The organism is Pseudomonas sp. GW821-FHT02H09 (genome assembly GCF_059421425.1).
Map to the genome: position 1 here is coordinate 91,281 of NZ_JBWKVA010000010.1, position 25,070 is coordinate 116,350.

Here is a 25,070-nt window from a genome sequence, read left to right on the forward strand (position 1 = left end):
GACCGGTTCTCGGTGGAATCCTCGATACGAATATGGCCATGCCTGATGCGGCCACTGCACTGCGCTCGCCATGGCTGAGACGCCGGCGCCCCACTCCGGCAGCGGCTGCCATCACCAAGCCTGCGGAAACGCGAGCCATTTCGCCTCCAACCATCGTTGGCACTGTAGAGCATGGTAGCCAGAAAGCGCCCAGCGTTCTCCATTGCCGCAACTCCTGAATGCCTGACCTGGGATTCGTGCCGCCTACGACATCATTGACCCATTGGTATTTCAAGCAGAGCGAGCTGTTACGCGGTGAGCCTGTAATGAGGTTGGCAGGAAGGAGCTCTTGCAGGGCTCTTTTTGTATCAGGCTGTCTGGAGATTCATGAAAACAGTTGGTAGCAGAAAACGCCTGATTACAAGCACGTCCCGGGATGCGTCGAGCATCCGGCGTGGCCGGCCGCCATGAACCATCGCGGCGCGTACTTCAGGTTGGTGCAATGTGCAAGTCTACCCACTAACGTCATCGCCCATTGTTTTTCTCGAAAACCGACCTGTGCATGTCGGTGACAAACAAGTTGTCATTTTCAGGCAGTCCTTCCCAAAAACGCTACGGTATTGCTCACGACCAATGAGTAGAGCGGTTGACCGCATCTCCTCCGCTTTTAACCTTACCCCTTGCGATTATCGAGATAGAGGCATCGGAGTGTCGCTTTTTGAACGCTATAGAAGGCGTCATTGAACTTAGGTGTGAGTTTTGCAGGTAAATACAGATAGCTCGCCGGACGAGCAATAAAAAGAGCCTGCGCCTGAGGCCATTCACCCGCTTTGTGTGAGGAGATTCCGCGATGACGACGTTCAATTCCGGGGTGAAACCCCAAAACCGTGCGCCTCAATCTATCGGTTTTTTACTGTTGGACAATTTCACGCTGATTTCCCTGGCGTCCGCAGTGGAACCTCTGCGCATGGCGAATCAGTTATCCGGCCGTGAGCTGTATCGCTGGACCACACTCACCGTCGATGGCGGTCAAGTCTGGGCCAGTGACGGTCTGCAGATCACTCCTGATGCCTCCATGCACAAAGCGCCGCCACTCGACATTGTGATTGTCTGTGGCGGGATCGGAATTCAACGCACGGTGACCCGCGCACATGTTTCGTGGCTGCAGAGTCAGGCACGTCAGTCCAAACGCTTGGGCGCAGTGTGCACCGGCAGTTGGGCTCTGGCCAGTGCCGGCTTGCTGGACGGATTCGATTGCAGTGTGCACTGGGAATGCCTGGCGGCGATGCAGGAAGCCTTTCCGCGGGTGACCATGAGCACCCGGCTGTTCACCCTCGACCGAAACCGCTTCACAAGCTCCGGGGGAACAGCGCCGCTGGATATGATGTTGCACCTGATCAGCCGCGATCACGGGCGTGAATTGTCAGCGGCCATTTCGGAGATGTTCGTCTACGAGCGCATCCGCAATGAGCAGGATCACCAACGCGTGCCGCTCAAACACATGCTCGGCACCAACCAGCCGAAGTTGCAGGAGATCGTGGCGCTAATGGATGCCAATCTCGAAGAGCCGATTGACCTCGACGAACTGGCGGTATACGTCGCCGTTTCGCGACGTCAGCTGGAGCGGCTATTCCAGAAGTACCTGCACTGCTCGCCGTCACGTTACTACTTGAAACTGCGTCTGATCCGCGCGCGGCAATTGCTCAAACAAACGCCGATGTCGATCATCGAAGTGGCGTCGGTCTGCGGTTTCGTGTCCACACCGCACTTCTCCAAATGCTACCGCGAGTACTACGGTATTCCGCCACGCGATGAGCGTGTAAGTTCCAACACCACACAACAAGTGGCGATGACGCCGCTGCCACAGGCCCTGGTGCTGTCGCCGTTGTCCGGACCGTTGACGGCACTCAACCAGGCCCGCAACGAATCAACTTTTGCCAGCGTTCGGATATAGCCCGATCCGTCGGATCCATCGCCGCAGGAGAGCGATCGGCATCTACCAGTCAGCCATAGTGGTTTGATGGAGTGATTGAAAGCCGCAGAGTCCCTTTAGTCTGCGGCGTCGTCCGTTTGGTTTAAATAATCGATATCAGCTTCGGAATCTGAGCGTCGTTGAAGGTGCCTCACCAAAACGTTTTTTATATTCCTGGGCAAACCGCCCCAGGTGGGCAAAGCCCCATTTGAACGCGATATCGGTTACCGACACATCATGACCTTGACTGCTCAATTCGAGATGCACCTGTTCCAATCGCAGGTTGCGCAGATAGGCCATGGGCGTGGTATCGCAAAAATCGCGGAAGCCGGCAAACAGTGTGCGAACGCTGACCCCGGCGTGCTCGGCCAATTGCTCTATGCTCAGCGGTTCATGTGCATGAGCCCGCATATACTCCTCGGTTCTCTTGACGAAATAGGGCAGCGTTTTTGGTTTACTGGCGCACTCCAGTTGTTCTCGCAGGTTGTTGGGTTGGCCATAGACCAATGCATTGATCAGGACGGACTCGAACTGCTTAAGCACAAGGGCGTGGTGGAGTGGGTGTTCGTCCAATGTAATAGCGTCAGCCAGCATGGTGATCAATTGGAGGAAGTAATTCCCACCCGGGGTGGTCAGGTCGAGTTCGGGATGAAACTCTAGCGGTCTGTCCATCACATGACCGAGGTGCTGGGCACAATGGTATTCAACTTCGCTTCGTTCGATTCGAAGTGCCAGTTGGGGGGCGTTGGCGTCCCAGCACATCGATAACGGCAGAGTGGGTGAAATCAACGAGGCTGTATGGGGAGTGGAGATAAAATCATGGTCGCCGCACATTATGTGCGCCTGGCCACTGATGGGGATCTGGATCAGAAAGAAACTTCCCAGGCGACCGGGGTCGATGTTAACCCTTGCTCCATACTCCAGCCTGTTCAAGGACAGGTGCCCACGATTGACATGGTGCATTCGTGCACTGATGCAGTCGGTTTCTTCTACGCAACGCAGATCATGATTTGTGAAGACGCTGCTGACGCCTTTGCGAATGGCTTCCAGGTCATTCAGAAGAAACAGTTGATTCTCTGGGGTGAACAGCGAAGCTCTGTCAAAGAGACTGCCGCTGCTCTGCAGGATGGCACTCAGGCTCATGGTCGCCTCACTTGCATGCACGGTTTCAAGGCATTGCGCACAGTTGTGTTACCGAGGTTTTGCAGGATAAGGATAGTCGCTGCATAAACCGGATTACCTGTGGACATGTCCGTTTCTTTTTGTGCCCTCATCGGGGCTATCTACCTGCTTAAGCAATGGGCATGCCATGCGTGCGGCGTTCCCTTTGTTCAGGCTGTTGCTGAGCGTGATTCATTCGATCCTGGAATCCTCCCGCGAACCTTAGGCGTCCAACGTTATTTTCGTTGGTTGATTCGTATTTTTTGAGGAATGGTCAATCAGCGTTTGTGAGCCAGTTGCGGAGTCTATTGCCTCGCCGATTCTCGGTGCAGAGCTGAAAAGCCCGGCAGGCCGAATCAGAAACCTTTCTGCATGACGTGGACAGGTTTAGCGCCCAGCGGATAGTCCCTCTGGTGGCAGATGTTCAATATCGTACCAACGCTTCTGAATTAACTGAGGTGGGAGCGCCGTCCAGGTCAATGCGGGCGGTACCCGCCACAATTCCGGTAAGGCGAAGCACGATGAACATGTCCTTTACATCTTCGCTGTCAGAGGAACTTCCTACCAGCCAATGGTATGACTGGGATTGGATGGCTGACGCAGAGGTTCCCGTGGGGAGCCATCTCATCACCTCCCGAAATGGTTACTACCATCATGGGATTTACCTGGGAGCGTCTCAAGTCGTTCACTACTCCGGTCTTTGTTCAGGCTTGCATGCGGGTCCTGTCGAAGTGATTGAGTTGCAACGGTTTTCCTCGGGGAATCCGGTCTGGATCCGTACTGCCCAACGGATCAGATTTCAACGAGAAGAAGTGATCCGGCGAGCGCTGTCTCGCATGGGAGAAAATCAATATCGACTGCTGACCAATAACTGCGAGCATTTCTGCAATTGGTGCCTTTATGGCGAGAGTCGCAGTGACCAGGTGCGCAATTTTGCGGTTCATCCTTTCGCAGCGCTGCGGCTGCTTCTGCAAGCTCTGCCTGGACTGTTTCAGCGCGCCGCCATCGTTTAATGCTTCGTTTTTAACCTTCAGATCAATGATCACGCTAAGCAGCGTGTTCATTCGACTCATGTATGAATCGACTATCCTGCGTTTCTTTTTTGCCGTCGAGCATATCGAGGGAGAAGGGCGGCTCTCTGTAACCGGTGTCGCTCTGTTCATCTTCAGGCCATTCATACAGCTTTATTTCATTTTGCCCATCGGGTCCTGCCCCTCCAGGTAACTTCCTGCATGTCACGGACAGGCGTCGCATTCAGCGGATAGTCGGCTCCGCTGAAGGTCCCCAATATCATCTCCAACGTTCCTGAACCCTTGGAGATTCGATATGAAAGGCCAGTATGTCAGCGTGCCGGTTCTGTCCGGCGGTCACTTCCAGGCTTACCTGGCGACCTCTGTCGATGGTCGCGGGCCGGGCGTGGTGCTCTGTCAGGAAATCTTCGGCGTTAACCAGGCAATGCGTGAAGTCGCCGACCTGTTGGCCGAGGAAGGTTACACCGTGTTGGTTCCGGACCTGTACTGGCGCCAGGAGCCCGGTGTCGAATTAGGTTACACCGAGGCAGACTTTGGTCGCGCTTATGAGCTCTACCAAGGTTTCGACGAGGCACTTGGTATTGATGATATTCGCGCCAGTCTGAATGCCCTGCAAAGCTTGCCCCAATGTAATCCGGGTGAACTGGGTGTTGTGGGCTACTGCCTGGGCGGCAAGCTGGCTTACCTGGCGGCCTGTCGGTTGCCTGAAGTGGCCTGTGCCGTCGGTTACTACGGCGTGGGTATTGAAAACGCCTTGTCGGAAGCTGAAGGTCTGCAGGGCCGCCTGGTGCTCCATATGGCCGAACAAGATCAGTTCTGCCCCGCCGAGGCTCGGTCCGCGATCCAGAAGGTCCTGCACGACAAACCTGGTGTTGAACTCTACGTTTACCCGGGAGTTGATCACGCCTTCGCTCGCCCTAACGGCCATCACTATCACAAACCGTCGGCGCTATTGGCTCACGAACGGACTGTTGCTGCATTACGTCGGGTTTTAGGGCCGGACTACAACCTTTCTGATCTCTGGGATGAGCACGTGCGTCACGAGTTCGATACCCGGGACGTACCGGCGACCATGGCCACCATGGTCGCTGAACCTTACGTCAACCACATCCCGACCATGACCGGCGGCGTGGGTGCAAAAGAGTTGAGCCGCTTCTACCAGCATCACTTCGTCCATGGCAATCCCAAGGACATGGCGCTGACACCCCTGTCTCGCACGGTCGGTGCATCGCAGATCGTTGATGAATTCATCATGAGCTTTACCCATGACTCCGAGATCGACTGGATGCTTCCTGGTGTGGCACCGACCGGGCGCCACGTCGAGATCCCGATGCTTGGCGTAGTGAAGTTTCGTGGTCCCAAGCTTTATCACGAACATATCTACTGGGATCAGGCCAGCGTGCTGGTTCAGATCGGTCTGCTTGACCCGACGGGGTTGCCAGTGGCCGGTGTGGTGACCGCGCAAAAACTGCTCGATGAATCGCTGCCTTCCAATACGTTGATGCCGAGCTGGGCCTCCAGCGCCGACACATCGGTTTAAGGGGATAACCATGTCTCATCTACAGAATAAGGTTGCTGTGATCAGTGGTGGCGCGACCCTGATTGGCTCCGCCGTCGCTCGGGCGCTGATGGGCGCAGGCGCTAGCGTTGCGCTGTTCGATATCGATCGTGAAGCGGGTCTCAAGGCGGCGGCAGAGCTCGGTGAGCGAGCCGTATTTTTTCACCTCGATGTGACGGATGACGAGCTCATTGCACTTGCGGTCGAAGAGGTGCGCGCACGTTTTGGCGGCATCGATTTGCTGATCAATCTGGCCTGCACTTACAGCGACCAGGGCTTTGCCTCTAGTCGTCAGGATTGGTTGCAGGCGCTTGATGTGAACCTGGTTTCGGCAGTGGCTTTGACTCAGGCGGTGCATCAGGACCTCAAGGCGCGACGCGGTGCGATTGTGAACTTTACGTCCATCTCGGCCAAGTGTGCCCAGACCGGGCGTTGGCTCTATCCGGTTTCAAAAGCCGCCATGGTGCAGCTGACTCGCTGCATGGCCATGGACCTGGCTGCTGACGGCATCCGCGTGAATTCGGTATCGCCTGGCTGGACCTGGTCGCGAGTGATCGCCGAAGTCAGTGGCGGTAACCGTGAAAAGGCTGATGCGGTCGCCGCTTCTTATCATCTGTTGGGGCGCCTGGGAGAACCCTCCGAGGTGGCCAATGTGGTGGCATTCCTGTGTTCACCCGCCGCCAGCTTCGTGACGGGCGCGGATTACGCCGTCGATGGGGGCTACTCGGTCATGGGGCCGGAGCAGAACCTGCCGGCAATACCACGGCTTGCCGAGTAACGCAGAACACTAACAAGAAACCCTGTTCGGCGACTGCCGAATACTGCACCTGTAACCGTCGATAACCAGGAGAATAACAATGCGTCGAATCGCCATCGTCGGAGCCGGTCAAGCCGGCCTGCAACTCGCTCTAGGCCTGCTCGCCAAGGGCTACCAAGTAACCCTGACCACTAACCGTAACGGCGAGGACATTCGCAACGGCAAAGTGATGTCCAGTCAGTGCATGTTCAACGCCGCCCTGCAAAGCGAGCGTGATCTGGGGCTGAATTTCTGGGAAGACCAATGCCCGGCTGTCGAAGGTATTGGCTTGGCCGTGCCTAACCCAGAGAGCCCGAATGAGCCACTGTTCAGCTGGAGTACCCGGCTGGATCGCTACGCCCAATCCGTCGATCAACGTCTGAAAATGCCGGTATGGCTGGACGAGGTCGCAAAGCGTGGCGGCGAGGTCATTATCCAGGATGTCGGTGTGGCCGAGTTGGAGCTTTTGTCGACCAGCCATGACCTGGTACTGCTGGCAGCAGGCAAGGGCGAAATCGTCAATCTGTTCGAAAAAGATGCCGAACGAACTCAGTTTCAGCAACCGCAACGGGCGCTGTCATTGACCTATGTGAAGGGCATGACACCGATGTCGCCGTTTTCCAGGGTCAGCTTCAACCTGATTCCAGGTGTAGGCGAATACTTTGTGTTTCCTTGCCTGACCACCACTGGACCTTGCGAAATCATGGTCTTCGAAGGGATTCCAGGCGGGCCGATGGATTGCTGGCAGGGGATCACGTCTGCCGAGCAACATCTTGAGAAAAGCCTGGAACTGATCAATCGCTATGTACCTTGGGAATCCGAACGCTGCCGGTCCGTGGAAATGACCGATGACAAGGGTTTCTTGTCCGGGCGATTCACGCCGATGGTGCGCAAACCGGTGCTGACGCTGCCGTCGGGACGCAAGGTTTTTGGCATGGCCGATGCTCTTGTGGTCAACGACCCCATTACTGGCCAGGGTTCGAACAATGCTGCCAAGTGCAGCAAGGTTTACCTGGATGCGATTGTCGCTCGTGGCACGCAAGACTTTGGCCCTGACTGGATGCACGACACCTTCGAGCAGTACTGGAGCTATGCCCGGCATGTGGTCAAGTGGACCAACACCATGCTGACGCCACCGCCTCAACATCTGCTCGAACTGCTTGGCGCCGCCAGCCAGTCAAAGCCTCTGGCATCGGCCATCGTCAATGGCTTCGATGATCCGCGCAACTTTGCCCCTTGGTGGTTCGACGCCCAGTCTTGCCAAGCCTTTATTCAGGAAAAGACTCGTCAGGCCGCTTGAGCCGCCATCGAGCCAGGAGTTCATCATGAATGCATTTACCGCAGAGTCTACCCAGCGCGAACTGGTCAGCGCACAGGACTGTGATCCGCGCGAGTTGCGTAACCTGCTGGGGCAGTTCGCCACGGGTGTCACCGTTATCACCACGCATACGGCAGATGGCCGCAACGTTGGCATGACCGCTAATTCTTTTTCGTCGGTCTCGCTCGATCCGCCACTGGTGCTTTGGAGCATTTCTCGCAACGCTCCGAGTCTGGTGGACTACCTCTCCTGTAGCCACTTTGCGATCAACGTTTTGGGGGCTGATCAGCACGATATTTCCGGACGTTTTGCACGACCTGCACCCGACAAGTTCTCTGGTGTGGCCTTCACGGCCGGAGAGGCTGGGGTACCGCTTCTCGATGGTGTGATCGCCACGCTGGTCTGCCGCAATGTCACTCAGTACGAGGGCGGTGACCATCTGATTTTCCTTGGGCAAGTCGAGCACTACCGCCATGGCGCAGGGGAGCCGCTGGTGTTTCACGGTGGGCAGTATCGAGTGGCTGCAGAACATCCCGGGCTGAGTCGATAAGTCAGGAATCTTGCCTTTAGCCTTGCTGCAAGTGGAGAGCGTCATGAAAATAAGAATAAAACTGCTATCGGTGTGCGTACTGGGCTCTGGCCTCTTGGGAATTGAACCAGTGCAGGCGTATGACCTGCCGGTAGTCAATCTGGGTTTAACCAGTTTTCTCGACGGTGCCCCGCCAGCCGGACCGGGTTGGTACTTTCAGGAATACTTCCAGAACTACAGCGCTAATCGTTTTCGAGATCAGAATGGCAAGGCACTGGGTTTGCCCAAACAAGAACTGGATTATCAGGTCGCGGTGACTCAAGTCAGCTATTTTTCCGATCTTCGCTTGGGGAATGCAACTCTGGGCATGAACGCTGTGCTGCCTTTTGTGACCAGCATGGATGTTGATGACGGACTGAATAATGCGGCAATAAAGGCTCAAAGTGGTGTGGGTGATCTTCTGTTAGGCCCGATGATCCAGTTTGATCCGATCATGGGGCCCGATGGACCTCGTTTCGTGCACCGCATTGAGTTGCAGGTCAATGTGCCGACCGGCAAATACGACAATAAGCATGACATCAACCCCGGAGCCAACGCCTGGTCGTTTGACCCCTATTGGGCGGCCACTTATTGGTTTACCCCAAAATGGACAGCGTCGGTTCGGGCTCACTATCTTTACAACGGCAAGAATGATGATCCGGGACCGGGATTTGGTGGCGCTGATGATATTCAAGCTGGCCAGGCCTTACATGCAAACTTTGCGACCGAGTATGCGGTGACGCCGCAGTTGCGCCTGGGTATCAATGGCTATTGGCTAAAGCAAATCACCGATACCAAAGTCGATGGTCAAGAAGTTTCCGGCCGTCGTGAAAAGGTATGGGCTATTGGTCCGGGAGCGATGTATAGCTTCTCCAAGGACGATCATGTGTTTTTGAACGCGTACTTCGAACAGGACGTTGAGAACCGTCCAGAGGGGAGTCGTGTGCAAGTGCGCTATGTTCATCACTTTTAAAATCGCCGCAGTCATCGTGCCATAGCACCCTCATTACTGTTGCTCTCGGCCTGCCCTTATGGGCAGGCTTTTTTTTTTCCTTTTGGGATCTTTCAGTCATGTCCGCACCTCGTAGCTCCTCTGACAATGCTGTTCTGATATGCCGTACCGACCTACAGGGGCGCATTATCCACGGTAGCGAAGCGTTTATAAAACTTAGCGGGTATACAAGTCAGGAGTTGTTGCATCAATCAAGCAGTCTGCTTAAACATCCTGATATGCCCGCACACATTTTCAGTAGCCTGTGGAGTGCGCTGCAACAACGAAAGCCCTGGATGGGGCTGTTGAAGAATCGGCGTAAGGATGGCTCAACCTATTGGTTGAACGTTTACATAAAACCGGTGTTCGGCGCTGATGGGATTGAGGCCTACGGGGCAGTCTATAGCTCACCATCGCAAGTGCAGACAGAACGCGCTGAAAAACTCTATTCGCGGTTGAGTTCTGGTGGGGCAATTCTTCAGTGGGGTTCTTGTCTTAATCGACTGGTGGAGTCTGCATTACCGAGCTTGCCGCTGGGTCTATTGTTTTCGGCAGGTCTTTGGCAGCTGGATTCTTTTTGGGCCCAGAGTACGGTGGTTGTGGCTGGATTTGCCGTTATGGCGGGCCTTCAGGATTGGCGACAGAACCGTGCCGTTACGCAGATTTTTGTTGCCCATCCCAAAGCGTTTGCTGACTGGTTGACCGCCGATATTTACAGTAATGCGCCAGGTGCTGCCGCGTTAATGGAAATGGCCTTGGTTGCAGAAGAAAGCCGCCTGCAAAGCGCGTTGTCGCGAATCGGCACGACTGGAGGCGTCGTTGAGCGGCAGGTAGTCGAGCTTGCCCAATTGATTCAGGCCGAGACTCAGCGTCTCGAACGGCAACGTGATGAAACCGACTTGTCGGTAACCGCCCTCAGCGAACTGGCAGCCACTATCCAGGAGGTCGCCAGTAATGTTCAGGCAACGAATCTGGCTACCCAAGAAGCTGTCAGGCTCGCCAGCCATGGCGAGCAATTGTCCGGCAAGAGCCTTGACGCAATGCAGCAGCTCAGTACATCCGTCGGGAGTATTGCAGTGGCAGTCCAACAGTTGGCCAGTTCCACGGAGGCCATTGGCGCTATCACCAACATCATCAGTTCGATTGCCGGACAAACTAATTTGCTGGCTTTGAATGCTGCCATTGAAGCTGCTCGCGCCGGCGAAGCGGGTAGGGGGTTCAGTGTTGTTGCTGACGAGGTACGGCAACTGGCAACACGTACTCAAGAAGCAACCCAGCAAATTCAGCCGCTCTTGCTGCAACTGCGTGATGCTACCGAACGTACCGTCCAACTGACCGACGAGGGCCGAGAATTCGCGCGACACAGCACTCGTGAAGTGCTGTCGGTGCAAGGAAATCTGGCTGGAGTGAATTCCTCGTTGACTCAAATATCGGGCATGAGCATGCAGATCGCATCTGCCATGGAGCAGCAATCGCAAGTAGTAGAAAGCTTGTCACAGCAGGTTCTGCAAGTGGCTGAGCTATCGAAGCAAAGCGTCGATAAGGCATTGGATGGTCAAAGAATTGGTGAGGACTTGAAAACTCAGGCCGAGGCTTTACGAAATCTGGCGGAGCGTTTTGATCGTTGAATTTTTAGGGAAGGGGAATTGAGCGGGATCAGGCAGTTGATAAAAAAGCAGGGGAGTATCTGGTTGATTCCAGATACTCCCCATGGTTCTTAATGTTTTGAATTGCTCTCGATGAATTTCTCGTAAAACATCTGGAATTTTTCGATTTGCTGCTCGTTGAACCAGGTCTTGACCGCTTCGACCATTGGCGGAGGGCCGCACAAGTAAATATCGAATGGATCAGCCTCAAACGCATTTCGGTCAAAGTGATCAGGAATCCATCCAGTTTTCCCTTTCCACTGCTCTGATGGCTTCGACACGATAAGGTGGTAGTCGAAATCAGCGATACGATCGCGATAGTCCGCCAACCGTTGGGTTTCGCACAGGTCATTGTCCTGCGTGACACCATAGAACAGTTGGATCGGGTGTCCGCATCCACCTTTTTCTGCAATGTTATCCAGCATCCCGAGGAAAGCCGACAGGCCGGTTCCTCCTGCCACCAGTACCAGAGGCTTGGTCACTTGGCGTAGATAAAAACTACCCAGAGGGGCCTCGAACTCGATGAGTTGACCGGGTTGGCAATGCTCACGGATGAAGTTGCTCATCACTCCATCAGGCAGGAGCCGGATGAGAAACTGAAGCTGGTTAGTGGAATTGGGTCGGTTGGCGAATGAGTAGGAGCGCCACTCACTGGTTCCCGGTACATGCAGTCGAGCGTACTGCCCTGGGAGAAAATCCAGCTGCTGCGGGCTGGAGCAAGCGTCGATATGAAGTATCGCGGTAGTGGCCGAAACCTGTTCTACACCGGTAATCACCGCTTGCAATAGCTGGGTTGCCCCAGCGTTGCACAAGCTCGAATCGAAGTCGAAATAGAACGAGGCATCCGATTGCACACGGGTCTGGCAAGAGAGCATCTTGCGTTGCGCTAGATCGTCCTCGGAGAGGGCCTCTTCATCGACGTAATCTTGAGTGTATTGGCCTGATTCGCAGCGTCCCTGGCAAGTGCCGCAAACACCTTCGCGGCAGTCCAGCGGGATGTTCACGCCATTGCGCAGCGCGGCGTCGAGCAGCAACTCGTTTGGCTTGACCTCGAAGAACGAGGTCTTGCCGTCGGCGAAGCTGAAAGCGACTTTATGGTTCATGACAGCGTGCTCCGCAGCTCACAGGTGATAGAAATCAAGCACTGAGTTGATGGTGTCGTTGAGCAGCACGATGTGCTTGCGAGTGATCTTCCAGCTGTCTGCAACCGCTTTAAGGTGGTAGGTCACATGGCCGTAGAACTGCTCGGACAACCCCTGTCGGGTATAAAGGGTGACCCAGGCTGCCTTGACTTCAAGCAAGCCGTTATCGAGCTCCTTGATCCGCACATTGCTGATCTGGTGCATGGTGCGCGGCATCGGGTTTGACGCCGCCGACTTACCCGTGCGCAGACGAAACACCCGGTCTTCAAGGCCAGAGCGGTTCGAGTAGTAAATCAGCGACATGCTGCGCTTGGGGTCGGTGGTGTACACATGCTCCGATTCCCATTGCGGCAGGTGGAATTCACTCTGCTCATCGAAGAGGGCGATGTAGGCGTCCCAATCCTGCTGATCGCACAGCTCGGCTTTGCGGTAGAGGAATTGTTCAATGGAATGTTGTAGTGCGCTCATTTCACACCTCCTTCAACTTCAGGGCTTTTTGTTCCAGACCTTGCAGAAGGAAGCGCTGCCAGGAACCGTGCTGATTAATGTAGAGTCCCTCATGGGTGAACTCGGTGCCGGTCAGTACCGGGTTGATGCCCAGGACCTCGCTGTTGGGAGTGGGGCCTTCGACCCATTTTTCACTGCCGCGAGACACTTCGTTCCAGCGCTCAAGGCGTGCCTGGAATCCGCGCTGGGCTTCACGAAACTCCACCAGGTCGTCGGGAGTTCCCATGCCTGAAACGTTGAAGAAGTCTTCGAACTGGCGAATGCGGTTTTCCCGGTCCGCGTCGGTCTCACCTTTGACGCCGATGCACTGGCTGGTGATTTCTGTCTTGTTCCAGGCTACCGGGCGCACGATACGTAGCTGCGAGCTGATTTGATCCATGAAGAACAAGCTTGGGTAGATGTTGAGGTTGCGCAGACGGTGCATCATCCACTCAGCCTGCTGCTGGCCGTATTCCTCCACCAGGCGCGGCATGACGCTGGCATAGCCGGCGCGTACGGTCGGGTTGGGCATATCGCTGAACAAGAGGCTGTGGCCATTCTTGAACGAGAACCAGCCATCGTCGGTTTCTGCATCACCGGCGCCCAGTTTGCTGTAGTCCAGTGTGCTGGAGCCGCCGCCATTGGCGGCATTGACTTGCTGGCGATGTTGTACCGTGGAGACGTAGTTGTAGTGCACGGTGCTGACGTGATATCCATCCAGACCGTTTTCGTGCTGCAGTTTCCAGTTGCCGTCGTAGCTGTAGGTCGACTTGCCGGGCAGTATTTCCAACTCGCCGGTAGGAGACTGGGCGACCATCATGTCGAAGAACACCTTTGCATCGCCGAGGAAGTCTTCCAGCGAGTCGCTGCCGTTGACGTCCAGGCTAATGAACACGAAGCCCTTGTAGCTCTCGATCCGGGCTTTCTTCAGGCCGCGGGTAGCCTTGTCGAAGCCTTCCGGGTATTCCCCCGGGGCCTTGACCTTGACCAGGCGGCCGTCACTTTTGTAACACCAGGCGTGGAACGGGCATGTGAAGGTGGACTGGTTGCCTTTGCTGACGCGAGTCAGCGTCGCGCCCCGATGCTGACAAGCGTTGATCAGCGCGTGAAGCTGATTGTTGCCATCGCGGGTAATGATCATGGGCTGACGACCCGCACGCATCGTCAGGAAATCATTGGGGTTGGCGATTTCACTCTCGTGGCAGGCGTAGATCCAGTTCTTCTCGAAGATCAATTCCATCTCCAGGTCGAACAGTTCCGGCTCTGTAAACATGTCACGGGCGATGCGGTAAATGCCTTCAGCCGGACGGAAATCCAGGCAGCCCTGGATGTATTCTTGCCACTGCGCAATGCTTCTCGAGTTATTCATCAGGTACACCCTTTTGTAGTTTTTAGGCTCACCCCGATTGAAAGCCTTTCTGTGTGGTGCATCTATCCGAATTCGAGGTGATATCTATCCGCTTCTGAGGTGGCACGGCTCGCTCTTTATGGGGAATACATGGCGGGTTTTTTTTGTGCGTTTTTATGATGATTTTTGCATTATGCGGATAGTGATTCTGAGGCGTTGAAAGTACGGTTGTAGCCTGATCTGTAACTCTTGTGGTGCTGCGATGAATCTGCAAACTCATGCCGGGAACAATGCTGAATTTCAAGACATCCATGCGGTGCATCATGATGTACAAGGTGCGCAAGCCTGGATGGTGAATATCTGCGGCCCTCACGAGCTCAAGGCATCGTCCCCGCAGCGACTTCATTTTCAACATGCCGGAAATGTTTTGAAGTCGATGTCTACAGTGATTGGATATATCGAATACGGTACCGATGTCACTATCGATATTGATGCGTCGGTACTCAACAGTTACAGCATCAGTCTACCAATCAGTGGTGAGCAGGAACTACGAAAACCAAATGGATTGCTGATGTCCGATAGCAAAAACGGAATAATCGTATCGCCTTATGATCAGCAAGAACTCTCTATTGCAGGTAATTGTCGAAAAATTCAGGTCGCCATTACGTGTACAGCAATGCGCCAGGTGTTGGAGGAACTGTTACAGCGGCCAGCGCAACAGCCGATTGTCTTCGAAACCCAAATAAGTACAACTGACGGAGCCCCTGCCGCATGGTGGCGGTTGGTAAAATTCTTGCTTGTGGAGATGGATCAGGCACGTGACTTTTTTGGTCATGTATCCATTACCCGTGATATTGAAAAAGCGTTGATAAAAGGTTTGATCTTGTCGCAGCCAAATAATTATTCGAGCGAGTTGGCTAGTCTTTCGCAGATTCGCTGTCCTGAATATTTATTAAAAGCCAAAAAACTTATACATGAGCATGCCAGCGATGAAGTCAATTTGGGCGAGGTCGGGCGGGCGGTGGGTGTATCCCGTTTCAAGCTCTATGATGACTTCAAGAAATATTTCGGTATTACGCCGACTGTGTATTTAAAGCGTTTTCGGCTTGAAGCTGTAAGGCAGGCGTTGCTGGAGGGCGGATGCAATGGAAACATTGCAGCGGTGGCGATGCAGTGGGGATTTAACCACTTGGGTCGTTTCTCATCCGACTACAAGAAATTATTTTTGGAAGTGCCATCGAAGACGGTTGAACGGAGTCGAAAGCATTGATCGTACTGGCGGATTCTAACGCTGGATTTTAATTTTCAGATTCTTTTTCTGATTCAAACTGGTTGTATTGTTCGTTGAGCTGTTTGCTGTCTGCGCTCCCGGTGTAGGGTGCTTGTGTTTGATAAAAATAAGAGGGGCTAATTATGAAAACTGTTGCGCAATTACTTTGTTTGAAGTCCGAGCGTAACCATGAAGTTTACACCGTTGCACCGGAGCAAATGGTCATCGAGGCTGTCAGGACCATGGCTGAACGGAATGTTGGCGCGCTGCCTGTCGTAGAGAATGGAGTTGTTATCGGTGTTATCAGTGAGCGAGACTACGCGCGCAAGATGGTATTACAGGGGCGTTCCTCGGCGGGCACGCCCATCAGGACCATTATGAGTTCACCCGTGATAACGGTGGACTCTCGTCAGAGTATTGAGACATGCATGGGAATCATGACCGAACGTCACCTTCGTCATCTGCCGGTTGTAGAAAACGAAAAACTACTTGGTTTGCTGTCGATTGGTGATCTGGTCAAGACTGCAATTACAGAACAAGCAGACCTGATTCTGCAACTCGAACAGTATATTCGCGGTCACTAATTACCTGCCCACGGCGCAAGAAATTGTGCGCAGGCAAAAAAGGGATTGCTGGAAAATGAGCAGGGCTGTGAGGTAACAACTTCACTTCTGAATGGCGCAAGCGCTGTCAGGCGTTCACTGACGAACAGCGACGGGCTTAGCGACTCCTGTCGGCGGGCGAGCTCTGGATGAGGGGGCCCTCTCATTAGCCCCTGCCTATTAAAGGCCGAGGTTTTTTGGGAGGGCGCTGGCGCATGTTTATTCGACGGCTTTGACCATGTCTTCGATGACTTTCTTCGCGTCGCCGAACACCATCATGGTTTTGTCCAGATAGAACAGTTCGTTGTCCAGGCCGGCATAGCCGCTGGCCATCGAGCGCTTGTTGACGATGATGGTCTTGGCCTTGAACGCTTCGAGAATCGGCATGCCGGCAATCGGCGATTTCGGATCGTTCTTCGCGGCCGGGTTGACCACGTCGTTGGCACCCAGTACCAGCACCACGTCGGCCTGACCGAACTCGGAGTTGACGTCGTCCATCTCGAACACCTGGTCGTAAGGCACCTCGGCCTCGGCCAGCAACACGTTCATGTGCCCCGGCATACGACCGGCAACCGGGTGGATCGCATACTTCACGGTCACACCGCGATGGGTCAGTTTCTCGGTCAGCTCCTTCAGCGCATGCTGCGCCCGTGCTACCGCCAGGCCATAGCCGGGAACAATGATCACGGTGTCGGCGTTGGTCAGCAGGAAAGTAGCGTCGTCAGCCGAACCGGATTTCACCGGGCGGGCCTCCTTGGCACCTGCCGGACCTGCGTCGGCTGTGTTGCCGAAACCGCCGAGCAATACATTAAAGAAGGAGCGGTTCATCGCCTTGCACATGATGTACGAGAGGATCGCACCGGACGAGCCCACCAGCGAACCGGCAATGATCAGCATCGAGTTGTTCAGCGAGAAGCCGATACCCGCTGCCGCCCAGCCGGAATAACTGTTGAGCATCGACACCACTACCGGCATGTCGGCGCCGCCGATCGGGATGATGATCAGCACGCCGAGCACGAAGGCCAGTGCCAGCATCACGCCGAAAGCGGTGTAGTCGCCGGTGAGCATGAAGGTCACGCCCAGGCCCAGTGTGGCCAGGCCCAGCAGCAGGTTCAGCTTGTGCTGGCCGCCAAACTGTACCGGTGCGCCCTGGAACAGGCGGAACTTGTACTTGCCCGACAGCTTGCCGAAGGCAATCACCGAACCGGAGAAGGTGATAGCACCGATGGCTGCACCGAGGAACAGTTCCAGGCGGTTACCGGCCGGAATGGCGTCCCCGAGTTGCTGGACGATACCCAGCGACTGCGGCTCGACCACGGCGGCCACGGCGATGAACACTGCTGCCAGGCCGATCATGCTGTGCATGAAGGCGACCAGTTCGGGCATCTTGGTCATTTCAACGCGTTTGGCCATGATCGAACCGGCAGTGCCGCCGATCAGCAGGCCAACGATCACGTAGACGATACCGACCTGGGCCCCGCCTTGTGCAAAAGAGAGCGCGCCCAGCTTGTAGATCAGGCCGACCGTGGTGAGGATCGCCAGGCCCATGCCGAGCATGCCGAACAGATTGCCGCGACGCGACGTGGTGGGATGCGAGAGACCCTTGAGCGCCTGGATGAAGCAGACCGAGGCAATCAAATACAGGGAAGTAACCAGGTTCATGCTCATGCTTGCTGCACCTCAGCCTTGACTGCTGCGGCCTTGGCTGCCGGAGCTTTTGCTGGAGCCGCTTTTTTCTTGAACATTTCCAGCATGCGCCGGGTCACCAGGAAGCCACCGAACACGTTGACCGCGGCCAGGGCCACCGCCAGGGTGCCCATGGTCTTGCCCAGCGGGGTCACGGTGAGGGCGGCGGCGAGCATGGCGCCGACGATCACGATCGCCGAGATGGCGTTGGTAACCGCCATCAGTGGCGTGTGCAGTGCAGGTGTGACGTTCCAGACCACGTGGTAGCCGACATAGATAGCCAGCACGAAGATGATCAGGTTGTAGATACCGTGAGAGATCAGCATGTCTTCCATTGTTTTTATCCTCAGCCGTTCTTGCGCACGATCTGGCCGTCGCGGCACATCAGGCACGCGGCGACGATGTCGTCTTCAAGGTTGATCTCGAACTGGCCTTCTTTGGTGAAGATCAGTTTCATGAAGTCCAGCAGGTTGCGTGCGTACAGCGCCGAAGCGTCAGCCGCCACGGCGCTGGCCAGGTTGGTCGGGCCGACGATGGTCACGCCATTTTCGACGACCACCTGATCGGCCACGGTCAGCGGGCAGTTGCCGCCCTGGGCTGCCGCGAGGTCAATGACCACCGAACCCGGTTTCATCTGGGCCACGGTTTCCGCGCTCAACAGCGTCGGTGCCTTGCGGCCGGGAATCAGCGCGGTGGTGATAACGATGTCGGCCTGTTTGGCGCGTTCGTGCACGGCCACAGCCTGGCGCTGCATCCAGCTGGCCGGCATCGGGCGGGCGTAACCGCCGACACCGACGGCGCATTCACGCTCTTCATCGGTCTCGTAAGGCACGTCGACGAACTTGGCGCCGAGGGATTCGATCTGCTCTTTTACCGCAGGACGCACGTCAGAGGCTTCGATCACCGCACCCAGGCGCTTGGCGGTAGCGATGGCCTGCAAACCGGCCACACCGGCACCAAGGATCAGCACGCGCGCCGCTTTCACAGTGCCCGCAGCGGTCATCAGCATCGGCATGAAGCGCGGATAGTAGTGCGCGGCCAGCAACACGGCTTTGTAACCGGCGATGTTGGCTTGTGAGGACAGCACATCCAGGCTTTGCGCGCGGGAGGTGCGAGGCGCGGCCTCCAGGGCAAAGGCGGTAATCCCGCACTCGGCCAGCTTGGCGATGGTTTCGTTGCTGAACGGGTTGAGCATCCCCACCACAACGGTGCCGCTTTTAATCAGCGTCAGCTCGCTGTCACTGGGAGCGACCACCTTCAAAATCAGCGCTGCACCAAACGCGTCATTGGCGCTGCCAATGCTTGCGCCTGCCGCTGCATAGGCACTGTCGACTACGCTGGCATTAACGCCGGCACCGCTTTGTACAGTGACCTTATGACCCTGGCTGATCAGCTTCTTGATGGTTTCCGGGGTTGCAGCAACCCGTGTTTCACCGGTCTGGGTTTCGAGAGGAACACCAATGTGCACGTCAAATCTCCTGCGTGATCTTATTGAGTAAACCCATGCACTACGGATGAATGGGGCGGCAGGGACGTCCTATCAGCACGATTCCGCCAAATCGGAATGATCAATCATTCGAACACTGGCAAAAGTCGATTCGTTTCGTGCTTGGTCGAGCGCTGTCAGTTGTTTAGTTGATGACTGCTGCGTAGTCGCAAGCATTGCCGGTTTGCGACTCATTTCAGAGCCGGAACGCTCGTCGCTTGGTGGAACACCAAAGTACTCGCGATAGCATTTGGAAAAGTGTGGTGTGGACACGAAACCGCATACATACGCCAACTCTATGATCGACAATGATGTTTGCTTAAGCAGTTGTCGCGCTCGAATAAGACGTAACCTTAGGTAGTAGCGTGACGGCGTACAGTGAAGGTATTTCTGAAATAGCCGTTCTAGCTGTCGACGTGACAGATCAACGTATTCTGCAAGGTTATCCAGGTCGATCGGTTCCTCGAGATTGGCCTCCATCAACGCGACGATCTCCTGCAGCTTGGGCTGATGAGTTCCCAGCACATGCCTAAGCGGAACGCGCTGATGGTCCTGTTCGTTGCGTATGCGCTCGTAAACAAACATCTCAGAGATGGCTGCGGATAATTCACGACCATGATCGCGGCTGATCAGGTGCAACATCATGTCCATTGGCGCTGTTCCGCCGGAGCTTGTGAACCGGTTCCGGTCGAGGGTAAAGAGGCTCGCGCTGATGCTGACTCGTGGAAAAGCTTCCTGCATGGCCGCCAAACATTCCCAATGCACACTGCACTCGTACCCGTCGAGCAGCCCTGCTCTGGCGAGCGCCCAGCTACCGGTGCACACCGCTCCCAACCGCCTGGATTGACGTGCCAAAGCTTGTAGCCAGGTAATGTGCTCGCGAGTGATTACGCTCTGGATTCCAACACCACCGCACACGATTACAGTGTCCGCCACTAATGGATTGTTCCACGAAGCATCCGGAGTGATCGGCACGCCGTCACTGGCCCAGACAGGCTCTCCACCGGGGCTGAACGTATGCCAGCGATACAGCTCTCGCCCCGACAACTGATTGGCCATCCGCAGTGGCTCTACTGCGGACGCCAGGGAAATCAGTGTGAATTTATCCAACAGCAGAAAACCAACGGATTGAGTCGTACCGTCGGACACGGTGGAGTTCGATGACATCGTGGTCATGTCCTCACAAAGAGCGATTACGGCTTGAGACACAGGAGCTTGTAATACCCCAGCCTTGACGTAGGGAGTATCAGGTTCGGCGCAAATACGTCCTTGGTTTTTATCCTACAGACGTCGCCCTTGTATCCCTCGCAGGCTGACGCGACGTCACAAGGCCGATAAAGGAAATCGCCAGCGCCAGGCCAATGGTCGAGCTCACTTCGGTACGGTGCTCTGGGGTGATCATCATGACCGCCAACGCTGCGCAAATGAATGCGATCACCAGCCATGTGAGCCACGGGAATAGCCACATACGAAAGGTCAGTTCGATATTCTGCCGACGTAGCGTCCGGCGCATGCGCAGCTGCGACACTGCAATGGCCAGGTACACCAGCAAGGCAATCGCGCCGGAGCTGGCCAACAGGAAGTCAAACAGCCCGGCGGGCATGAAGTAGCTCCACACGGTGATCGCTGCGCCCAGCACGGTGCTGGCGATGACTGCTGCCCGTGGCACGCCTTCGGAGGAGGTCGCCTTGAGCGCCTTCGGCGCATCGCCACGACGGCCCAGCGAGTACAGCATGCGCGAGGCAATGTAGATCGAGGAATTCATGCAACTGGCTACGGCGATCAGCACCACCACGTCCACCATGAACTTGGCGTGGGGAATGTTCATGATTTCCAGTGCCCGCTGGTAGGAACCTACCTGGGCCAGCAGCGGATCGTTCCAGGGCACCGCGGAGATGACCACGAAAATCGACAACAGGTAGAACACTCCGATGCGCCAAATCACCGAACGCGTGGCTTTGGCAATGTTCTGCGACGGGTTGTCGGATTCGGCGGCGGCGATGGTGACCGCTTCAGTACCAATGAAGCTGAACATGATGGTGATGAAAGCGCCGACTACCGCCGACAGGCCGTTGGGGGCAAATCCGCCATGCTCGGCCATCAGTCCGCTCAATCCGCTGACTTCCCGATCGGGAACCCAGCCCATCAGCACGGCAAAACCCACGGCGATGAAACCTATGATCGCCACGACCTTGGCCATGGCGAACCAGAACTCGAATTCACCATACTTGGACACGCTGAATAGGTTGGTCACCACCAGTGCAATGATCGACACCAAAGCGAACAGCCAGGCATCAATCTCGGGAAACCACTGATTCAACACATGACCAGCGGCCAGTGCTTCGATAGGAATCACCAGCACCCAGAACCACCAATAGAGCCAACCGATGGTGAAGCCTGCCCAACGGCCTATTGCCTGGTCGGCATAGGTGGAGAACGAGCCAGTGTCCGGATTGGCCACCGCCATTTCACCGAGCATGCGCATGACTAGAACGACGAGCAAGCCTGAGAATAGATAGGCCAGGAGGACCGCTGGGCCAGCAGCTGCAATGGCATGTCCTGAGCCAACGAACAAACCTGCGCCGATAATACCGGCGATTGACAGCATTGTTACGTGACGAGGCTTGAAGCCCTGCGCCAATTGGCCACTCGAATCCTTGGAGTTCGGGCTAATCATTGGTTTTTTTTCTCTGCTGTTCGACATTTAAGCGAATTGATAGGGGCAACAGATCATCATTGTTGCCTGCTGGGCTTCCTGAAAGAGGCACCCTTCAAACGCTGCAGTTCTTATCAAACCCATCATCGCGATGTGGTTATTTCGATAAAAAGATGCGCCACCTTACCCGGCTTGTCCGATGATTCAATTACCTGATCACGCCACCTCCGTGTCTGATATCGACACATGAATACTTTGTGTTCATGGCGAAAACCAGCTAGTCACTAAGTGGCCAAAGGCAATTATCTCGGTCCGTTGAGAGTTCTTTTAATAAAGTAGTGTCGACCTTGGTGTTGATGCCGATGTCGAATACACCCAGTTGCCGAGATGTCACTGACCCAGTCTAATTCCTCACAAACTTTTGCCTGTGCTGGATTTGTGCTGAATTGGAGGTGGGTCGGTCTTGCGTCGGCACATGGTTCAATTCGGCATCGGCGTCAACAAGGGAGTTTATTTCCACCAATACTCGATCTGAACCCCTACGTTGGAGCCTTGCAAGGCTGTACCAAACGCACCGGTATCAGACAGAGCCGATCCCGGAGATTGCAAGCTGGCGGCGCGTTGCGCAGCCTTGTTCCAGGTAGCGTAGGTGTAATACAGACGAAATTCCGGCCTGTCCCAGAATCCCGGGCCCTTCGGTGACCAAGTCGGCGCGATGGTGTACTTAGTGAGTTTTCGGGTACCGTCTGCGGCTTCAACCTGGTCGCGCCCAACTTCGGTTCTCAACTTGAACTGATCCGTGAACGCATAAATTGGCCGAACACCAATGGATAACCAGTTCTGATCATCACCACCAGGGCGCGTGTCTTTTTGATAGACCAATTCAACTTGACCACTGAAAGCATGAGTCATTTGCCAGTCGAAAAACTCCACGAGCCGCCAGCTCTTGTTGCTCTCATCCAACGTGGTATCACCGGTGTAGCCCAATGCGGTGCCCGGCCCTCGGCCGTATTGAACAGCGAACTTGTTGACTCCGCCAAGAAACGCGACCTGCTTGTGCTGGGCAACCACCGACCAGCCCTAATGAGCATCCTCGCGGCTCGGCTTGTCCAGATAACTGACGCCCAGCTGAACCTCGCCACCGGGATTTGTGTTGAATCCGCCGACGGTCACATCATGCCGGGTAACAAAATCCTTTTGGAAGACGTTGTCCTTGCGTGAGAACACGTAGCTGTATTTCAGATATCCCAATGCGACTTGGTCGAACCCAAAGCCCGTTGAGCTTTGGTTCCAGTAGAAGTAGTCGGAAATATTGATGTCGTTTCGGTTGTAGTAACGACGGCCCGCCCAGAAAGAACCGCCATTCAATGCCGGCAAGGACCAGGGTATCGTCGGGACGCCGTCTGGAGAGGGCCTTGCGGTTTTTGAGCCGGGCTTGGCGGTCACCGACCTGTTTGCTCACTACTTTCACATCGACATGCCCATCATCCTGCTTGCTCGGAAAGCACCATTGGCTGTGTCCAGTCAGGGTTTTCAAGTCCTGAAAGAAATGCAGGGCGAAGGGGGAGAGGAAGACATGGTGATCCTGTTTCTTGCCGCGGGTGTCTTTGACGTTTTCACTTGAAATAAACCAGGTCTGCTGGTCCAGATCGACATTTTTCCATTCGGCCTGCAGCAACTCGTGCCCCATGTGAGCCCTGAAGGCTAAGCCAGTCCCGCGGAACTAGTGTGCTGTTCGCGAAATAAATTTCTCCATGTTTGCACTACACTTCAGGTGCCATTCCTACCTTGGAGAGTTCCTGGTAAGCGCTCTGGACATTACGCTTAGCCCCGAAGAGTTTGCCGAACTGAGCCGTCGCGTACGTTCCGCCACCATCAGTCAGCGCGATGGCCGTCGAGCCCGCGTCATCTTGCTGGCAGCGCAAGGATCAACGCGAGAAGAAATCGTACGATTGACAGGCTTCTCTCGCCCTACGGTCACCGACTGGTGCCAGCGTTTTCAGGCGCTCAGATTGGAACGCCTGCTCGACAAGCCTGGCCGAGGACGCAAATCCCCTCTGCCTGCCGACACGATCCGCCGCGTGCTCGAACAGGTCACTCAACCTCGTATCGGCGAGCCCCGCTGGAGCTGCCGAAGCATGGCCCGTGCCGCCGGCATATCAGCGACCACCGTGCATAAACTATGGGTGGCCAATGACTTGAAGCCTCATCTGACACGTACCTTCAAACTGTCGAACGACCCGCCGTTCGAGGAGAAATTCTGGGATGTCATCGGCCTGTACCTGGCCCCGCCAGACAAGGCGTTGGTGCTCTGCTGCGACGAGAAAAGTCAGGTGCAAGCCTTGGAACGCACACAGCCTGGGCTGCCTCTGGGGATCGGTCATATCCAAACAAAATCCCATGATTACCCTCGCCACGGCGCGGTCACGCTGTTCGCAGCGCTGGATTATCTCCAGGGCAAACTGATCAGTAGCATCGAGCGTCAGCACCGCCATCAGGAGTGGTTGGCTTTCCTCAAGAAAATCGACAAGGAAACGCCCAAGCATCTCCAGCTGCACCTGATCGTGGATAACTATGCGACACACAAGCACGCAAAGGTGAAGGCTTGGCTGGCGAAACATCAGCGCTTCCATGTGCATTTCACACCGACCTCCAGCTCGTGGATGAACAGGGTCGAGCGGTTTTTCAGGGACATTTGTGTGTTCTTGCGCGACGGCAGCTTCGGCTCCGTACGTGAGTAGGAAAGCTCGATTACCGCCTTCCTGGCATTACGGAACGCACGACCGACCCGGTACGTTTGGAACGCAAAGGGCGAGGAAATTTTGAGCAAGATACGGCGAGCACGCGAGGCGATGGAGACGCAGATGGAAGGGCAAGTTATTTCGAGAACAGCACACTAGGTTCGTCTACAAAACGGAAGTGCGCCAATCTAATCGTCACACCAAAAAGCGAGGTTTTTTGCTTATTCAGGTTGTGGCGTGTACTCCGGCGCGCGAATGATCGTGACTAGCTACGCCTTCCAAGTCGCCCTGGTATTCGGAAGGCGGATGCCATGCTCTTTGCTGTCGTACTCGAGTTCTATTGCAAGCTGCTCCGCCAGGTCCATAGGGACGGCAATGTTCGAGCAACCCGAGTTGTAGTAGCCAAGATGCTCGAGCACGCGCTCTTCGTCGTAGCGACCGACCCGAGTCAGAGTCCAGCAGTAGCCGCCATCGTCGGATCGCCAAAGAGTGATGGCGTTGAGTCGGCGGTGTGTGCTTCAGGCTCAGCACATAGAATGCGCGAGGGATTTGGTTTTCTGTGGGCATGGGGCGTCCTATGCCGGGCCATGCCCGGGTGGTGGAGGGTGAGTAGGGATCAGCTACAGTTGAGCG

At 55.4% G+C, this 25,070-nt stretch carries 19 protein-coding genes and 3 pseudogenes; 11 read left to right on the forward strand and 11 right to left on the reverse strand.

Translation table 11 applies throughout. The features are described 5' to 3' along the window. Window positions 1-829: 829 nt before the first annotated feature. A complete protein-coding gene (gene gbdR / locus AC07VR_RS15605; RefSeq protein WP_495011727.1) occupies window positions 830-1,933 on the forward strand; it encodes a choline metabolism transcriptional regulator GbdR in 1,104 nt (367 codons plus the stop codon). A gap of 135 nt (window positions 1,934-2,068) precedes the next feature. On the opposite strand, the gene AC07VR_RS15610 is transcribed toward gbdR (AC07VR_RS15605), so the two are convergent. Beyond that, window positions 2,069-3,094 carry an AraC family transcriptional regulator gene (locus AC07VR_RS15610; protein ID WP_495011728.1) on the reverse strand — a complete coding sequence of 342 codons (1,026 nt, stop codon included), beginning with the start codon at window positions 3,092-3,094 and terminating at the stop codon, window positions 2,069-2,071. Between the two features lie 608 nt (window positions 3,095-3,702). Between AC07VR_RS15610 and AC07VR_RS15615 the strand changes: the two genes are divergently transcribed. From AC07VR_RS15615 to AC07VR_RS15645, 7 genes are all read left to right on the forward strand, one after another. Further along, window positions 3,703-4,125, forward strand: coding sequence for a lecithin retinol acyltransferase family protein (locus AC07VR_RS15615; RefSeq protein WP_495011826.1), 423 nt, complete (start codon window positions 3,703-3,705; stop codon window positions 4,123-4,125). 313 nt (window positions 4,126-4,438) lie between these two features. Further along, on the forward strand, window positions 4,439-5,683 hold the full coding sequence (locus tag AC07VR_RS15620) for a dienelactone hydrolase family protein (protein ID WP_495011729.1): 1,245 nt from the start codon (window positions 4,439-4,441) through the stop codon (window positions 5,681-5,683). Window positions 5,684-5,693: 10 nt separating this feature from the next. Further along, window positions 5,694-6,479, forward strand: coding sequence for an SDR family oxidoreductase (locus tag AC07VR_RS15625; RefSeq protein ID WP_495011730.1), 786 nt, complete (start codon window positions 5,694-5,696; stop codon window positions 6,477-6,479). 79 nt (window positions 6,480-6,558) lie between these two features. Next, window positions 6,559-7,797, forward strand: a complete 1,239-nt coding sequence (locus AC07VR_RS15630; protein ID WP_495011731.1) for a styrene monooxygenase/indole monooxygenase family protein — start codon at window positions 6,559-6,561, stop codon at window positions 7,795-7,797. A gap of 25 nt (window positions 7,798-7,822) precedes the next feature. Next, window positions 7,823-8,365: a flavin reductase family protein gene (locus AC07VR_RS15635; protein ID WP_495011732.1), complete on the forward strand. Its 543-nt coding sequence runs from the start codon at window positions 7,823-7,825 to the stop codon at window positions 8,363-8,365. A 43-nt stretch (window positions 8,366-8,408) separates the two neighbouring features. Then, entirely contained in the window at window positions 8,409-9,356 is a 948-nt protein-coding gene (locus AC07VR_RS15640; protein WP_495011733.1) for a SphA family protein, read from the forward strand. A 98-nt stretch (window positions 9,357-9,454) separates the two neighbouring features. Further along, window positions 9,455-11,002 carry a methyl-accepting chemotaxis protein gene (locus tag AC07VR_RS15645; protein WP_495011734.1) on the forward strand — a complete coding sequence of 516 codons (1,548 nt, stop codon included), beginning with the start codon at window positions 9,455-9,457 and terminating at the stop codon, window positions 11,000-11,002. Window positions 11,003-11,091: 89 nt separating this feature from the next. On the opposite strand, the gene antC is transcribed toward AC07VR_RS15645, so the two are convergent. Genes antC through antA form a run of 3 tightly spaced genes read right to left on the reverse strand, consistent with a single transcriptional unit; the run spans window position 11,092 to window position 14,017 of the window. Next, window positions 11,092-12,123: an anthranilate 1,2-dioxygenase electron transfer component AntC gene (gene antC / locus AC07VR_RS15650; protein WP_495011735.1), complete on the reverse strand. Its 1,032-nt coding sequence runs from the start codon at window positions 12,121-12,123 to the stop codon at window positions 11,092-11,094. 18 nt (window positions 12,124-12,141) lie between these two features. Continuing rightward, entirely contained in the window at window positions 12,142-12,630 is a 489-nt protein-coding gene (gene antB, locus AC07VR_RS15655) for an anthranilate 1,2-dioxygenase small subunit (protein WP_495011736.1), read from the reverse strand. A gap of 1 nt (window position 12,631) precedes the next feature. Next, the gene (gene antA, locus AC07VR_RS15660) at window positions 12,632-14,017 is read right to left on the reverse strand and encodes an anthranilate 1,2-dioxygenase large subunit (RefSeq protein ID WP_495011737.1); all 1,386 of its coding nucleotides are present in this window, start codon (window positions 14,015-14,017) and stop codon (window positions 12,632-12,634) included. Between the two features lie 241 nt (window positions 14,018-14,258). Between antA and AC07VR_RS15665 the strand changes: the two genes are divergently transcribed. Further along, window positions 14,259-15,266 carry an AraC family transcriptional regulator gene (locus tag AC07VR_RS15665; protein WP_495011738.1) on the forward strand — a complete coding sequence of 336 codons (1,008 nt, stop codon included), beginning with the start codon at window positions 14,259-14,261 and terminating at the stop codon, window positions 15,264-15,266. 143 nt (window positions 15,267-15,409) lie between these two features. Then, window positions 15,410-15,850 (forward strand): CBS domain-containing protein, encoded by a 441-nt coding sequence (locus tag AC07VR_RS15670; RefSeq protein WP_495011739.1) that lies wholly within the window; start codon window positions 15,410-15,412, stop codon window positions 15,848-15,850. Window positions 15,851-16,087: 237 nt separating this feature from the next. Here the strand turns inward: AC07VR_RS15670 and AC07VR_RS15675 are convergent, their stop codons facing one another. The 7 genes and pseudogenes from AC07VR_RS15675 to AC07VR_RS15705 all read right to left on the reverse strand — a co-directional run. After that, on the reverse strand, window positions 16,088-17,536 hold the full coding sequence (locus AC07VR_RS15675; RefSeq protein ID WP_495011740.1) for an NAD(P)(+) transhydrogenase (Re/Si-specific) subunit beta: 1,449 nt from the start codon (window positions 17,534-17,536) through the stop codon (window positions 16,088-16,090). Next, window positions 17,533-17,889: an NAD(P) transhydrogenase subunit alpha part 2 gene (locus AC07VR_RS15680; RefSeq protein ID WP_495011741.1), complete on the reverse strand. Its 357-nt coding sequence runs from the start codon at window positions 17,887-17,889 to the stop codon at window positions 17,533-17,535. The genes AC07VR_RS15675 and AC07VR_RS15680 overlap by 4 nt, the downstream gene beginning before the upstream one ends. A gap of 11 nt (window positions 17,890-17,900) precedes the next feature. Continuing rightward, complete coding sequence (locus tag AC07VR_RS15685) at window positions 17,901-19,022, reverse strand: Re/Si-specific NAD(P)(+) transhydrogenase subunit alpha (protein ID WP_495011742.1); 1,122 nt, start codon at window positions 19,020-19,022, stop codon at window positions 17,901-17,903. A 72-nt stretch (window positions 19,023-19,094) separates the two neighbouring features. After that, complete coding sequence (gene gbdR, locus AC07VR_RS15690) at window positions 19,095-20,207, reverse strand: choline metabolism transcriptional regulator GbdR (protein ID WP_495011743.1); 1,113 nt, start codon at window positions 20,205-20,207, stop codon at window positions 19,095-19,097. Window positions 20,208-20,316: 109 nt separating this feature from the next. Beyond that, window positions 20,317-21,717 (reverse strand): GABA permease, encoded by a 1,401-nt coding sequence (gene gabP / locus AC07VR_RS15695; protein ID WP_495011744.1) that lies wholly within the window; start codon window positions 21,715-21,717, stop codon window positions 20,317-20,319. Window positions 21,718-22,206: 489 nt separating this feature from the next. Next, window positions 22,207-23,079: pseudogene (locus tag AC07VR_RS15700) on the reverse strand (maltoporin); the annotation flags it as partial. Beyond that, window positions 23,069-23,377 (reverse strand): annotated as a pseudogene (locus AC07VR_RS15705) (site-specific integrase); the annotation flags it as partial. The pseudogenes AC07VR_RS15700 and AC07VR_RS15705, both read right to left, overlap by 11 nt. Before the next feature lie 73 nt (window positions 23,378-23,450). On the opposite strand from AC07VR_RS15705, the pseudogene AC07VR_RS15710 reads away from it, so the two are divergent. Continuing rightward, window positions 23,451-24,596, forward strand: a pseudogene (locus AC07VR_RS15710) (IS630 family transposase). Window positions 24,597-25,070: the final 474 nt, after the last annotated feature.

Coding starts and splice junctions, on each gene's coding strand:
- gbdR (WP_495011743.1), bottom strand. CDS start 20,207: ATGTCATCGAACTCCACCGTGTCCGACGGTACGACTCAATCCGTTGGT.
- antB (WP_495011736.1), bottom strand. CDS start 12,630: ATGAGCGCACTACAACATTCCATTGAACAATTCCTCTACCGCAAAGCC.
- gbdR (WP_495011727.1), top strand. CDS start 830: ATGACGACGTTCAATTCCGGGGTGAAACCCCAAAACCGTGCGCCTCAA.
- AC07VR_RS15630 (WP_495011731.1), top strand. CDS start 6,559: ATGCGTCGAATCGCCATCGTCGGAGCCGGTCAAGCCGGCCTGCAACTC.
- AC07VR_RS15645 (WP_495011734.1), top strand. CDS start 9,455: ATGTCCGCACCTCGTAGCTCCTCTGACAATGCTGTTCTGATATGCCGT.
- gabP (WP_495011744.1), bottom strand. CDS start 21,717: ATGATTAGCCCGAACTCCAAGGATTCGAGTGGCCAATTGGCGCAGGGC.
- antA (WP_495011737.1), bottom strand. CDS start 14,017: ATGAATAACTCGAGAAGCATTGCGCAGTGGCAAGAATACATCCAGGGC.
- AC07VR_RS15625 (WP_495011730.1), top strand. CDS start 5,694: ATGTCTCATCTACAGAATAAGGTTGCTGTGATCAGTGGTGGCGCGACC.
- AC07VR_RS15640 (WP_495011733.1), top strand. CDS start 8,409: ATGAAAATAAGAATAAAACTGCTATCGGTGTGCGTACTGGGCTCTGGC.
- AC07VR_RS15610 (WP_495011728.1), bottom strand. CDS start 3,094: ATGAGCCTGAGTGCCATCCTGCAGAGCAGCGGCAGTCTCTTTGACAGA.
- AC07VR_RS15675 (WP_495011740.1), bottom strand. CDS start 17,536: ATGAGCATGAACCTGGTTACTTCCCTGTATTTGATTGCCTCGGTCTGC.
- antC (WP_495011735.1), bottom strand. CDS start 12,123: ATGAACCATAAAGTCGCTTTCAGCTTCGCCGACGGCAAGACCTCGTTC.
- AC07VR_RS15635 (WP_495011732.1), top strand. CDS start 7,823: ATGAATGCATTTACCGCAGAGTCTACCCAGCGCGAACTGGTCAGCGCA.
- AC07VR_RS15665 (WP_495011738.1), top strand. CDS start 14,259: ATGAATCTGCAAACTCATGCCGGGAACAATGCTGAATTTCAAGACATC.
- AC07VR_RS15670 (WP_495011739.1), top strand. CDS start 15,410: ATGAAAACTGTTGCGCAATTACTTTGTTTGAAGTCCGAGCGTAACCAT.
- AC07VR_RS15680 (WP_495011741.1), bottom strand. CDS start 17,889: ATGGAAGACATGCTGATCTCTCACGGTATCTACAACCTGATCATCTTC.
- AC07VR_RS15615 (WP_495011826.1), top strand. CDS start 3,703: ATGGCTGACGCAGAGGTTCCCGTGGGGAGCCATCTCATCACCTCCCGA.
- AC07VR_RS15620 (WP_495011729.1), top strand. CDS start 4,439: ATGAAAGGCCAGTATGTCAGCGTGCCGGTTCTGTCCGGCGGTCACTTC.